The following is a 12659-nucleotide window of genomic DNA, read 5'->3' as shown; positions in this document are numbered from 1 at the left end:
GTTTTCATCATTTCAGAACAATCACGTGAGTCAAAACGCTAAAAAGAACGAACAAGTGCTCCTCTTTCCGGGGGCCGAAGGCTGGGAAATCTGGCGGGGGACCGAGGAGTTCAGTCTGCTCAAAGCCACCGGAGAGCGGGAGGCGCTCGCGGTCGAGGGCGTGCCCAAGGGACTGTTGACCATGGCCTTTCCCGTGCGCGACGTTTCGGCGGCTCCCTTTTTGGCGGCGACTGGTGAGCAGGAGATGTTCCGCGATCTCGCCGACCTGCATTTGGAGCGCTCGGGTTTGCGCGCGGAGGATGCGGCGGGCTCCTTGAGTGACTGCTTCACCCTGAGCACGGGGGAGGAGGAGGCCACTCTTCTGCCGGTGGTGCTTTCCCCGCCGCCGGAGGGCGGTTTGCCCAAGAAATCGCCCAAGGCCTTTGATGTCTCCGCCCGCTGCCTGCCCCTCCCTCCCTTGTCGGTGGTGCTCTGGCGCGAATTTGGTCGCTGGGTTTTTGCGGTTTCCGATGCCCAGGGGCAGACTTTGTATTTCCAAGCCCTTCCGGGGGCCCTCTTTGATGCCCAGCTCAGTCGCGAAGTCGCGCTTGGCACGGCGCAGCTTTCCATGCAGGAGCTGTTGCCCCAGCCCTTGCAGCAGTGCTTGGTCTGGACCGGAGAAAGCGAAATCCCTCCTGCGGAAGAGGCAATGGCCGCGCTGGGGCAGATACTGGGAATTCCGGTTTCCGCTGCAGAAAAGCCGGCTCCGCGTTTGCCACAGCCCCTCAGCCAGCTCTTGCCGGCCGACATCCGGGCCGAGAGGCTCGCGCTGCAGAAGGCCCGGCAAACCAAGATGGCTATCGCGGCAGTGGTTCTGTGTTACCTCGGAGCCATCGGCTACTTTGCTTACAAGTTCAATGAGGCCAAAAAGCGCACCGATCTGGCTGAGCAACGGGCGGCCGCCTCTGGCCCGGTGGCGGAGGAGGTGGCGACCTTCACTTCCAAGTGGGAAGAGCTCAAGCCCATCGTCGAAAACCAATTCTGGCCCTTGGAGCAATACTACAATGCTTATCTGGCCGCTCCCAAGGAAGGGCTCAAACTGACCGAGATCGAGATGCACAACGAGATTGATTACCCCAGTGGAGAGGCGCGACTGCGTCGTTTCATGATTCTGGAAGGGGAGAGCGAGAAGGCCGAGCAGGCGGTGCAATTCGGAGAAAATCTCACCCGCAGCTCTTATTTTTCGGAATTTCAGTGGAGTATTGTCAGCCCGACACCGACAAATCGCGACACTTGGAGCTTTAGATATCAAGCCGACCCCGTCGGCGCAGCGCTATAACGAACGATGACCTCACGCGAAAGAAACTTACTCATCCTCCTCGTGGCCATGGCCTTTTTGGCGGTCAACTTCCTGGCCTACAATATGTGGTATGCGCCCAAGATGGCGGAGATGGAGGCGGCCATGGAAGCGGCCGAGCGCAAGGCCGAGACCAACGAAAGCATGGGCGGCATCCGCGACGCGCTCTCCGCAGACATGGAGTGGCTGGCCCGCTACGAGCCCAAGCCCACCACGGCGGGGCAAATGCAGACCCGGATCCAGCAGTTGGCTGAAAACGAAGCGGTGCGCAAAGGGCTCACCATCAAAGATAAGGGCTTTGGAGCCAATGTTGTCGACCCCTCGCTGCACTACCATCGGGCGCGCTACGACATTGAGGTCAATGGCACCGAGGCGGCGATCTACAGCTGGATTGACCGTTTGCACAATCCCAACGAGTTCCGGGTGGTGACTTTTATCAAACTTGAACCTCAGCGCGATGATGCCACCCGGGCGGATTGCCAGATCTTCCTCGACCAATGGTTCGTTCCGGAAGGAGGCCAAATATGAAATTCACTTCTCTCATTCTTCTTGCCAGTGTCCTGAGTGTGAGCGCGCAAGCTCCTCGCAAAGACCCGCTCAACAAGTATCGTCAGCTTTGGGACAACTCCCTTGTGACTGAAAAGCCGGTGGTGGACCCCGGTCCGGTGGAGGCCCCGCCCAACGAGCTGGATGACTATGTGCTCGCGGGCTGGACCCAGACCGGGAATGGTTATCTGGTCAGCTTGATCAACACCAAGGACCCCAAGGAGCGGCAGACCATCGCGCCGGGGATGCCCAACGAAAAGAATTTCCAGGTGCTCGATGTGAAGCGCGACCCCACCAACTACAAATCGACGCAGATTCTCATCACCATGGGTCCGCATAAGAGGTGGATCGGCTACGAGGACAAGTTTCTCACCTTGCAGCAGCCTCCGGCGGCCACGCCGCAGCCGGCCCAGCAGCAGGCTCAGCCGCCTATTCCTACCAATAACAACAACGCTCGCAGCAACAACAACAATAATTCGCAAGAAAACAGACGTCAGCCCCGAGTCCGTCGGGTCCCGGTGCCACCCCAGAACTAAACAATCATGTCCATTTCGAAATTTCTACTCCTGAGCCTTGCGGTCTCCAGCCTGCTCTCCGCCCAGGTTCCGCCCATTCCCGGCTTGACGCAGGGAGGAGCCAATGCCGAAGAAGAGCAGGGCGATACGCCACCCGCGAACTTGACCCAAGCTCTCAGTAAACCCGACCCCGATGCCCCGTATCCTGGGGGCTTGGAATTTCCCAATGCCACCGCGCATGATCTGGTGGCGGTCTATCAGAACGTCACTGGCAAGCGGGTGCTCGTGCCCTCCGCGCTCAAGGACGTGCAATTCACCTTCCTGCAAGGTCCGGGAATGACCAACCAGGAGGTAGCCGATCTTTTGGAAAAATTCCTCATGCTGGAGGGCTATCAGCTGAATCCCGACTTGCGCAATCCCAACATCGTCACTCTGCTGGGAACCAATCAGCCGGGTGGTCCCGCGACGGCGGCCGAGCCCGTCCGAGTGGTGACCGAGCCTTCGCAACTTGCTCTCGAGCAGGGCGTGGTGTCCTACGTGATGAGGTTCCAGTATCTCAAGCCCGAGGAAGCACAGCGTGCCTTCACGCAGGTCTTTGGCCAGCTGCGCCCCGGCGGCACCATCTCCGAGGTGCGCAATGCCTCTTCTTTAATTATTACAGAGAAAGCGGCTCTCATTCAGAATCTGCTCAAGCTGAAGGACGAGATCGACGTTCCTTCCGCCCGAGTGGGCACCGAGTGGGTGGAAGTGGAGTATGCCGATGTGCAAGAACTCGCCGAGCAGCTCAACGAGATGTTCAATGCCCAGCAGTCCAACCAGCAATCGGCCCGGGTGCAGCGCCAACAGCAGGCGCAGCCGGCGAATACGCCGCCCATTCCCGGCCTGGCTGCCAATGGCGCGGCAGGAGGCACTGCCGAGGGCGGTGGGGAGGAGAGCCCGCCCACCATCACTCCTGACAGTCGCACCAATCGGATTTTCCTGATGGGCCGTCCGGTGGACCTGGTCTTCATCAAGCAACTCATCGCGCAGTGGGATGTGCCCACCAGCAAGCGCAATTTCCTCAAACGTAAGCTCCGTTACTTGCCTGTTTACGAGTTTCTTCCTATTGCCGAGAGTGCCATTTCCAGCACCATGAGCGAGGCCGTCGCCGGTGGTGGCGGGTCTGCCGGGGGAGCGCGTTCCACGGCCAATGCCAACAACCGCAGCTTGGGACAGAACAATACCAACTCGAACAACAATTCCAACACCGGGTTCGGTGGAGGCGCGGGTGGAGGAACGGGCAGTTCTACGGCCTCCTTGAGCGGTTCCGATCGCCCCACCCAGCCGGAGAGCATTCTGGTGGGCCAGACTTTGCTCGTTACGGACAACGTGGCCAACAGCATCATTGTGCAGGGTCCTCCCCACCACATTGAAATGGTGGAGGGCTTGATTGACGAACTGGATGTGAAGAATGAGCAGGTCGCCATCAGTGCGGTCTTCGGTCGCTTCTCCGTGACTGACGGGCTGACATTCGGCACCAACCTCGGTCGCTTGCTCAATGGCAACGGCATCGGCTTCGCGACCAACAATGGTGGCGGTGGAGGCATTATTGAGAACAATGCCATCACCGAATTTGCCAACTTGGTCACGCCCGGAGCGGGTCTGGCCGCAGCAGGCATCGACGGCGATTTCGGAGCCTTCATCAATGCGGTGGAGACCTACACCAACTTCCAGTCCTTCGCCCGGCCGACGATTTTTACCACCAATAACAAGGAGGCGCGCATTTCCTCGGGAACGCAGATCGCCATTCCGACCAACACCTATCAGGGCCTGAATGGCTCCAGCGGGCAGTCCACCAACGTGGAATATCGCGATGTCGCCCTCGAGCTTTTGGTTCGCCCTCTGGTGAACTCCGCCGACGAGGTGACTCTCGAAATCTCCATCGTGCGGGACACCGTGGGCGAGGACCGCAACGTGGGCGAGCTGATCATTCCCGACCTGCTTTCCGACCAACTCGACACCATTGTCACCGTCCCGGTGGGCGCGGCGGTCTTGCTCGGTGGTTTGATTGAAGAAGATACCAACGACTCCGAAGGGGGGGTGCCTATTTTGCGGGCGATTCCCTTGGTCGGAAACTTCTTCAAGAACATCGACGATCAATTCCGCCGCTCGGAGCTCGTGATCATGATTCGTCCCACCATCGTGGATGGCAAAGTGGCCATTCAGCAGTATCAGGACGTCTACGACTACAGTAGCAATCTGAGTGGCAAGGCGCGCCAGCAGTTCACGGCACCGGAATACCAGCCCCGCGTGAATAGTGCGGTGGACAAAGTCTTTGGCAAGCCCAAGCCCGTGCAGCAGCAGGCCCCTCAGGAGCGCATGCCGATGTCGCCCCTGCAGCAGGCCATTTACGATAAGAAGCGCCGCCAAGAGGCCGCGCGGCAAAAGTGAGGGGCCTTCCCTTTCTCTTCACATGATCAAGCGGGTCTTCGGCATCATCTTTCTCTTGCTCGGGGTGGGGATTTACCTCGCCGGGGGGAGGGGACCGCTCGAAGGCCCGGTTGGTCTCACCTTGAGCCTCCTCGGAGGCTCTTTTTGTGCCATTGCGGGAGCAATTCTCATCGGCAAGAGCGTGCTGGAGGGGAATGATTGGGAATGAGAGAGATTTATCGCCATCGCGATCACGCCCGGGTGGGTTTGCTGGAATCGCTCTTGAAGAGCGAAGGGATCGAAGTTTTTCTGCGTAACCGGAATCTGACCATGTCTGGCTTGAGTGAGATTCCCATTCCGGAGTTTTATCCCGCGCTTTGTGTGGTTCATCCTGAGGATGAAAAAAGGGCCGTGGAGCTGGTGAAGGACTACTTGGCCAGGGAAAACGAGCCTCTGGGCGAGGATTGGATTTGTTCAGCCTGTGGGGAAAAGGTCCCCGACTCCTTGGCCGAGTGTTGGCAGTGCCAGGGCCAAAGGGGGTGAAGGGGAGAGTGGGCCCTGAAGGAACGCCGGGCCCGGTGGCGTGAGCCGGAGAATCTACAGATCCTCGGCGGTGCGCTCGGGGGTCAGGTAGTCGGTGTTCCAGAAGAGGTGCATCTCTTCGGCAGAGGGAATCTCCAGCGGGCGCACTACGCGGAAGCCGACGTGTTGGCCGCCGGTGTGATACCAGACAGACTTGGGAATCTGGGGATCGCGCATTTTCAAGTTTTTGTCCGACTGGGCCCGGGCGGCGGAGCGGAGTCCCGTGGCGTCGTGGTCCCAGGAGCCACCCCGGATCACCCGCGGGTAGCGCTTGGTGGGGTAGACCCAGGGATTGGTGACATTTTCTGGTAGTTTGGCGATCGAGTCGGCGGCATACTGGTCGATGGTCCACTCGGCGACGTTGCCGTGCATGTCGTAGAGGCCCCAGGGATTCGGCTTCTTGCCCGCTACCGGATGATAGGTGAAGTCGCCATTGTCCACGAACCAGGCAAAGTCGCCCAACTGGCTGGCATCATCGCCGAAGGAATAGGCGGTGGTGGTGCCCGCGCGGCAGGCGTATTCCCACTCGGCCTCGGTGGGGAGGCGGTAGAAATGGCCGGTCTGGGCGGAGAGCCATTGGCAGAACTTGGCGGCCGCATGATTGGTCATGTTCATCGCGGGGTATTCATCGCTGTGGATGAATTCGCCATTGAGGAACTGATCCATGATCTGGGTCGTAGGCTGGGAGACGGCGTCGATGAGGGGGTGTTTTTCGAGGTCCGGCTTTTCCGGCACGTAGCGATCCTCGTTGGTGTCGATGGTGCCATCCTTGTTGCGGGGATAGGTCTCGACATTGTTTTGCCAGAAAGGGTTGTAGTGGGCCCAGGTGATTTCGGTCGGGCTCATCCAGAAGGGAGCGATGGTGACCTTTTGCTGAGGGCCTTCGTCTTCATTGCGGCCCTCTTCCTCTGCGGGCGAACCCATGAGAAAGCTGCCACCAGGGATGGCAATGAGCTTAAGGGGCTTGTCTCCGGCCTTGGGGACGGGCACTTCGTAGTTCTCGTGAGAAGCTTCTTCCTTGGCTTTGGCAACGATGAGGGCGTGAATCTTGCGGCTGATTTCCAGTTGGTCAGGGGCCGGGAGCTCGGCCGGAGTCTGGGGCAGAATGGTGACGGTGGGGGCGAGTCCGGTAGTGGATTCGCCATAGAGGGGGCCGACGAGGAAGGTGGCGGCAAACAGGGGTGCGATTTTCATATCAAGAAAGGAGGGCGGATGTGCGGTGGGTTGGCGGAAAAAAAGCCCGCCGGATGACGGGCTTTTTCCGAAAGGGCTCTGGCCAGGATGGCGCCACAGGGGGCTTAGGCCAGAGAGAATTTTCCGGGAATGGGCAGGGGCTGGGGCTCGAAGTCGTCTTTGAAGGTCAGTCCTTCGGGGGCTAGATCCAGTTCTGAATTCCAGAGCTCGTCCCAGGTGATGCGCTTGCCAGTTTGGGCGGCAAAGGCCCCCAGCAGCGCGTGGGCGGTGGAATTGATCATGTGCTCGCCGCCATCGATGCGCTTGCCGGCCCGGAGGGCGGCGAAGAGCTCGTTGTGCTCGACTTGATACATGTTTTGCTCTTCCCCGGGCTTGGGCTGCGAGCGCCAGATCATTTTGCCTTTGTGGTCCTTGGCATAGCAGCGACCTGGCCCGATGACGGTGGCGTCGTCGCAGGTGACGCGGTCGATGACCTCGGTATGCACGCCCTGAATCTGGCGCTGGGCCACGTGGCAGAAGACGTTGTCGGCGTATTCATACGTCACGTTGGTGTGATCATAGACATTGCCGGGGTCGGTGCGGGCGATTTTGCCTCCATTGCCGACGGCGGCGATGGGGATGGCGTCGTTCATGGCCCAAGCCACCTTGTCGGTGGTGTGGATGGCCTGCTCCACAAGGGGGCCGCCGGAGAGCCAGTCGAAGTTGATCCAGTTGGCCACTTGCCATTCCACCATGCTCATGCCGGAGGGCTTCTTGGCGTCATTGGGCAGAGGGCGCACGGGACCGGCCAGGTAGGTGCCGTAAACCGCATTCACGCGACCGTATTCACCGGAGAGAATTTTGCCGTAGGCTTCTTTCACCGCCGGGTGGAAGCGCCAGCAGAAACCATTTTGGATGGTGAGGTTCTTTTCTTTGGCCTTTTTGACCGAATCCAGCACAGCGCGGAGACCCGCGGGATCGACCGCCATCGGCTTCTCGATGAACATGTGGACGCCTTTGTCGACGGCTGCCGCAATGTGCTCGGGGCGGAATCCGGGAGGCGCGGTGAGGATGACCACGTCGACTCCCGAGTCGAGAACGCCTTGGTAGCAGTCAATGCCCGTGAACTGGCGCTCGGCGGGAACTTTGGCCCGGTCTTCGAAGGAAGCGATGTTGCTCAAGCAGCTGTCGAGACGATCTTGAAAGGCGTCTCCAGCGGCCCACAGCTTGGTGTTGGCGTCGGCATTGAGCGCTTGGGTGATGGCTCCGGTGCCACGGCCACCACAGCCGATGATGCCGACCTTGATGGTGTCGTTGTTGCCAGCTTGCGCCTTGGCAATGTGCGGGGCGGAGATGGCGGCGAGAGTGCCGGCCGCGGTGGCGGTCTTCAATACTTGGCGGCGGGTGGTGGTCTGACTCATGATCGTTCGCTTGTGGTAATTTTGTTAATTAAAGGTAAAAATGACATTTTTGTCAAGTGCTCCCTTTGAAACGCGCTCGGGGCGCTTTTTCTTGCAAGCTTTTTGCCAAGTGCGCGCATTTCTTTCGCCCCGGATGGTGCTAGACTGTCATGCCATGGAGGGACGGAGAAAAATTGTTTTTTATGATGGCGACTGTCTGCTCTGCGCCGCGGTGGTGCGGTGGTGTCATCGCTGGGATCGCGGGGGAAAGCTTTGGTTTGCCTCGCTGGGAAGTGATTTTGCGCGCGAACGGCGGGAAGACTTGGATTTGCCCGGCCCCGGAGAGGAGGCAGAGACCTTTGCTCTTTTCGATGAGGAGACGGGGCAAGTCGCGTTTCGCAGTCGGGCGGCCTTGGCCCTGGCTTCTCACCTCGGCGGTCCCTGGGCCTTGCTGGGAAAGGTAGCCGCCTTCGTTCCCCCGGCTCTTCGCGACAAGCTCTATGACCAGGTGGCTCGCAATCGCCGCCGCTGGTGGGGCGCGCGGGAGGATTGCTCTTTGCCGCCGGGGAGTCTGCGCGAACGGATCTTGCCGTGATGCGCTCTTCTCTACTCATTGTTCTCGCTTTTCAGGAGCTCAAGAGCGGCGGAAAGGACCGGGTCTTTCCAAGAAGCCAGTGGTAGCAAGGTGGCCGGGTCGGCTTGGTGGCGCAGGCGGAAAAGGTCGAAAAGCTGCCGATCTCGTTCGCTGAGGTTGATGGCGAGGTCGGGAGAGATGCCGACCTCGTGGGGGGTGCGGCCGGAGGGAGTGTGGTAGGTGGCGAAGGTCAGGCGGAGGGCGGTGCCGCCGGCTTGACCGACCACATTTTGCACCGATCCTTTGCCAAAGGAGGTTTCGCCCACGATGGTGCCGCGCGCGAGATCCTGCAATGCGCCCGCGACCAGCTCGGAGGCGCTGGCGGAGTGGCGGTCGATGAGGACGGCGAGGGGATAGGAGCGTTGGACCCGCTGGCGGGCGGGGGTGCGCAGGGCCGGGGTCTGGGCCTGCGGAGAGCGGCCCCGGGTGGTAACTACTTCGCTGTCGGGGGGGAGGAAAAGGCCGAGAATCTCCACCGCACTGGTCAAGAGCCCGCCGGGATTGCCCCGTAGATCCAGGATGAGGGCCTTCATTCCCTGATCTTCCAGGTCATCGAGGGCGGCTCCCAGCTCGCGGGCGGCCGTTGCCGAGAATTCGCCCAAGCGGGCGTAGCCCGTGGTGGGGGCTCCCTGGTCGGTGAGGAGGAAGGCCTCGGGCAGGGCCCGCTCCTTCACCACCCGGGGGAGGAGGGTGGCCTCGACTTCCAGATTGCTGGCGGGGCGAAGCACGGTTACCACCACGGCTTGTCCGGGGGGCGCACTCAGAGCGGTCCGCGCGGCTAGGAGGTCTCCTTCCGCCGGTGCTACGCCGTCCACTCTCAGGAGGATATCGCCATCGAGCAGGCCACCTTGGGCTGCTGCCGAATGCTCCCAAACGCGGGCGAGTTCAATGTGGCCCTCTTTCTCGGCCAGCGAGAGGCCCAGACTGGGCAGGGTCAGAGCTTCGCTCGGGTCCTCGCTTTCGAGGTCCAGATGGCGGGCGGTCTCGGGATGGTAGAAGGCCGAGAAGCGATCCAGTGAACCCACCATGCCCTCTAGGGCGTGATTGATAAGGCGCTCGTAGGTGACCTTATCGGCCTCGGGGTGGTGGGCCCGCACTTCTTCGAGGAGGTGGATGAAGCGCTCGAGGTGTTCGTAGCCTTCCTCCTGGTCGGGGAGCGGGCTTCCCTGCTGGGCAGCAAGGGGAGTGGCGAGAAAGAGGGAAAAAAGGAAAAAGCGCATGAAGGAACTAGCGCACGGGAGCGGGTGGAGTCGAGTTTTCTTGCGTCGGGAAACGGGGGCTCTCCGGAGGACGGTGCCGCCGGGAGGACTCCTTTCTCTTGTCGATGATTGCGCTTGCTTTCATCGGGACTCCATCGTGATGAGCTTTTTGTGACGGCGGGGAACTTTTGGGGAATTTGCATCGAATGATTGGCATTCGGCAGGAGACGGTGTAGCCTCGCAGCTATCGCCGCCAGTCTCGCGAGAGCTTGCGTGCGAGGGCAATCAATCGATTTTGGAATTCTTCGATAAAATCAAACGGGAGCGCTTGGCGCGCCGGGGCTTGGGCTCGGGGCGGAAACGTCGCAAGCAGGAAGACCGCCACGTCAGCGAGTCTCTCGAGAGCAGCTTGGGGGTCCGCATCGGGCTCTACTCGCTGATGGCGTTGATTGCCGGCTGGCTGGTGACCTCCATGCCAGGCGGGACTTTCGAAGGACAATTGCTGGCAGGCTGGACCGTGACCCTGGTCATTCTCGCGGCGGCGGTCCTCATTTTCCACTTCAACTACCCGGCGACTTCGAGCCGGAGTAGCAAGACCTTCCTCGTCATCGGGGGCTTGCTGGCCGAGCTTTTTATCCTGCGGGCCGTGCTGGCGATGGACCCGGTGCACGGCTTGATTCTGATGCCGGTGGCCTTGATTCCCTTGTTTCACTCTGTCCTCATCGGGCAGCGGGTGGGGACGTTTTCCGCTATTTTTACCGCCATTCTAGGGGCTCTTCTGATGGAACCCGAGGAAGCGATGCCATTTCTCGCTTACGGATTGGTCGCCAGTTACACCGGGGTGGTGGCCACCCGGCGGGTTAAGAAGCGGGGCCGGCTCCTGCGAGCGGGCTGCTACATTGGTTTGGTGAGCGTGGTGCTCGGTTTGCTCTTCGGGGCCATTGATCCGGCGCAACTTTGGCAAGGCAGTGCTGCCGCCCAGGCCTGTCTCACCCAGATGGGAGTAGCTTTCGGGATGGGATTGCTCACTGGAATGGCCGTTAGTGCGGTCTTGCCCATCTTGGAAGGAGTTTTCCTCCTCACCACCGAGATCAGCTGGCTGGAGATGAGTGACCTCAATCACAAGTTGCTCAAGCGTATGCAGATGGAAGCGCCGGGGACTTTTCATCACAGCCTGATGGTCTCCCAGCTTGCCGAGGCTGCCGCCGATGCCATCGGGGCCAATTCCGCCATGTGCCGGGTCTGTGCCTACTTCCACGATATCGGCAAATTGAAAAAGCCAGGCTACTTTGTGGAGAATCAGGTGGAAGGCAATCCCCACGACGACCTCACCCCCACCATGAGCGCGCTTGTCATCGTGGCTCACGTCAAGGATGGGGTCGATATGGCCATCAAGGAAAAGCTGGCGCCTGAGATCATCGACGTCATTCAGGAGCATCACGGGGATTCGCTCGTTTACTACTTTTACCGCAAGGCCCAAGAGCAGAGGCGTTTGCAAAAGGAGGAGGCCGATAGCGGGCACATCTCCGATGAAGATATCGTGGAGGTCGACCGGAAAAACTTCAGCTATCCCGGTCCCGTGCCGCAGACCCGCGAGAGTGGCATCATCTCTCTGGCCGATGCCGTGGAGAGCGCTTCCCGCAGCCTCGACAAGCCCACCCCCACCAAGATTCGGGCTCTGGTCGATGATATCGTGCTTTCCCGGATCAAGGATGGCCAGCTTGACGAGTCCGGTTTGACCCTTAATGAAGTGAAGGTGATTCGGGAAGTCTTTGCCAAGACCCTGCGCAGCATGATGCACACCCGCATCGCCTATCCCGATGAGAAAAAGAAGGGCAAGAAGAACGCTGACCGTCGCGGAAACGGAAATGGCGAAGAGGAGAAGAAGACTGGAGAGGAACCGTCTCCGGCCAAAAAGACGGAGAGTCAGCCCTCCAAGTCGGGCAAAGGAACGGCGTCATGAGCAATTCCCCCGAACTGGAACTCTTCGTGCACTGGGCGGAACCGCTTCAGGAGAGTGATTTGCAATGGATCGAGTCCCGCCTCCCGGCCGTGCGCGACGAGGTTCTCTCCCGCTACCCGGAAAGCGGCCTCGCCGACTTGTCCGAGCTGGAGCTGTCATTGGTCGATGATGCCACTTTGGCGGAGATCCATGGCGAATTCTTCAACGATCCCACTGTCACCGATGTGATCACCTTCCCCCATGGAGAAATCCTCGTCAGCGTGGAGATGGCGGCCCGTTGTGGGGGGGAATATGGCAAGGGGGTGCGGGGCGAGACCTTCCTCTACCTCATTCACGGCTTTCTCCACCTGGCCGGGCTGGATGACCGCAGCGAAGCGGACGCCGCCCGCATGGCCCGTGAGCAGGAAGAGATTTGGGAAAAATGCTCTCGTTGGACTGCTGATAAGTAAGAGGGGCTCTTCCTCTCGGTGACGAAGATGTCGTGCTAAAGGAGGCCCTTGTCAGAGGTTTGCCTGGTTCCTTCCCTAGGAGCAATCCAGCGAGGATAGTAGCGAGGATTGCGTTTGGGAGAGCAATGAACTGGCCTTCGGGAACCATAATCTGAGAGTTCGCGTCAGAGATTACGCGGCCGTAGCGCCGACGCCCCGTCGGCCCCAGAGCTTACGTCTACTCACGAAACACCGAAACCACCGGCCCCGCCCCACCGCAGGCCCGGTGCCCCAAGCACTCCCCGAACCCCAAAGGGGCTGCACATATCAGCCCAGGGCAACGCCCTGGGATTGTTGCCCGGCTTACGTCCCAGCAAGGCTGTGATCTCGCCGCACCAACAATCCTGCTCGCAGCTGCCTCCACTGATCACGAAAGCAGCCGCAGCATCGTCCACCCCGAAACGTCGGTGCGCC

12 protein-coding genes are annotated in these 12659 nt (G+C 60.3%); 9 read left to right on the top strand and 3 right to left on the bottom strand.

Going from position 1 to position 12659, the window contains the following annotated elements:
* Nucleotides 1-25 precede the first annotated feature (25 nt).
* The 6 genes from JIN78_RS07515 to JIN78_RS07490 are packed head-to-tail and all read left to right on the top strand — an operon-like array spanning nucleotide 26 to nucleotide 5349.
* Nucleotides 26-1318 carry a hypothetical protein gene (locus JIN78_RS07515; protein WP_200391338.1) on the top strand — a complete coding sequence of 431 codons (1293 nt, stop codon included), beginning with the start codon at nucleotides 26-28 and terminating at the stop codon, nucleotides 1316-1318.
* A gap of 6 nt (nucleotides 1319-1324) precedes the next feature.
* Nucleotides 1325-1864 carry a hypothetical protein gene (locus JIN78_RS07510; RefSeq protein WP_200391337.1) on the top strand — a complete coding sequence of 180 codons (540 nt, stop codon included), beginning with the start codon at nucleotides 1325-1327 and terminating at the stop codon, nucleotides 1862-1864.
* The gene (locus tag JIN78_RS07505) at nucleotides 1861-2418 is read left to right on the top strand and encodes a hypothetical protein (RefSeq protein ID WP_200391336.1); all 558 of its coding nucleotides are present in this window, start codon (nucleotides 1861-1863) and stop codon (nucleotides 2416-2418) included. Before JIN78_RS07510 ends, JIN78_RS07505 begins: the two co-directional genes overlap by 4 nt.
* 6 nt (nucleotides 2419-2424) lie before the next feature.
* The gene (locus tag JIN78_RS07500) at nucleotides 2425-4827 is read left to right on the top strand and encodes a secretin N-terminal domain-containing protein (protein WP_200391335.1); all 2403 of its coding nucleotides are present in this window, start codon (nucleotides 2425-2427) and stop codon (nucleotides 4825-4827) included.
* A gap of 22 nt (nucleotides 4828-4849) precedes the next feature.
* Nucleotides 4850-5035, top strand: coding sequence for a hypothetical protein (locus tag JIN78_RS07495; protein ID WP_200391334.1), 186 nt, complete (start codon nucleotides 4850-4852; stop codon nucleotides 5033-5035).
* Nucleotides 5032-5349, top strand: a complete 318-nt coding sequence (locus JIN78_RS07490) for a putative signal transducing protein (RefSeq protein WP_200391333.1) — start codon at nucleotides 5032-5034, stop codon at nucleotides 5347-5349. Before JIN78_RS07495 ends, JIN78_RS07490 begins: the two co-directional genes overlap by 4 nt.
* A 54-nt stretch (nucleotides 5350-5403) precedes the next feature.
* Here the strand turns inward: JIN78_RS07490 and JIN78_RS07485 are convergent, their stop codons facing one another.
* Entirely contained in the window at nucleotides 5404-6582 is a 1179-nt protein-coding gene (locus JIN78_RS07485; protein ID WP_200391332.1) for a formylglycine-generating enzyme family protein, read from the bottom strand.
* A 104-nt stretch (nucleotides 6583-6686) separates the two neighbouring features.
* Nucleotides 6687-7982, bottom strand: a complete 1296-nt coding sequence (locus JIN78_RS07480) for a Gfo/Idh/MocA family protein (RefSeq protein WP_200391331.1) — start codon at nucleotides 7980-7982, stop codon at nucleotides 6687-6689.
* A gap of 109 nt (nucleotides 7983-8091) precedes the next feature.
* Here JIN78_RS07480 and JIN78_RS07475 point away from each other — a divergent pair, with 109 nt between their 5' ends.
* Nucleotides 8092-8556 (top strand): DCC1-like thiol-disulfide oxidoreductase family protein, encoded by a 465-nt coding sequence (locus JIN78_RS07475; protein ID WP_200391330.1) that lies wholly within the window; start codon nucleotides 8092-8094, stop codon nucleotides 8554-8556.
* Between the two features lie 11 nt (nucleotides 8557-8567).
* Here the strand turns inward: JIN78_RS07475 and JIN78_RS07470 are convergent, their stop codons facing one another.
* Nucleotides 8568-9815: a S41 family peptidase gene (locus tag JIN78_RS07470; RefSeq protein ID WP_200391329.1), complete on the bottom strand. Its 1248-nt coding sequence runs from the start codon at nucleotides 9813-9815 to the stop codon at nucleotides 8568-8570.
* 274 nt (nucleotides 9816-10089) lie between these two features.
* Here JIN78_RS07470 and JIN78_RS07465 point away from each other — a divergent pair, with 274 nt between their 5' ends.
* Nucleotides 10090-11757: an HD family phosphohydrolase gene (locus JIN78_RS07465; protein WP_200391328.1), complete on the top strand. Its 1668-nt coding sequence runs from the start codon at nucleotides 10090-10092 to the stop codon at nucleotides 11755-11757.
* The gene (gene ybeY, locus JIN78_RS07460) at nucleotides 11754-12206 is read left to right on the top strand and encodes an rRNA maturation RNase YbeY (RefSeq protein WP_200391327.1); all 453 of its coding nucleotides are present in this window, start codon (nucleotides 11754-11756) and stop codon (nucleotides 12204-12206) included. The genes JIN78_RS07465 and ybeY overlap by 4 nt, the downstream gene beginning before the upstream one ends.
* The last annotated feature ends 453 nt before the right edge of the window (nucleotides 12207-12659 follow it).

This window comes from Roseibacillus ishigakijimensis (assembly GCF_016595415.1).
GTDB classification, from domain to species: Bacteria; Verrucomicrobiota; Verrucomicrobiia; order Verrucomicrobiales; family Akkermansiaceae; genus Roseibacillus; species Roseibacillus ishigakijimensis.
Note: the sequence above shows the minus strand (reverse complement) of the source record. Positions and strands in the feature narration are given on the sequence as shown.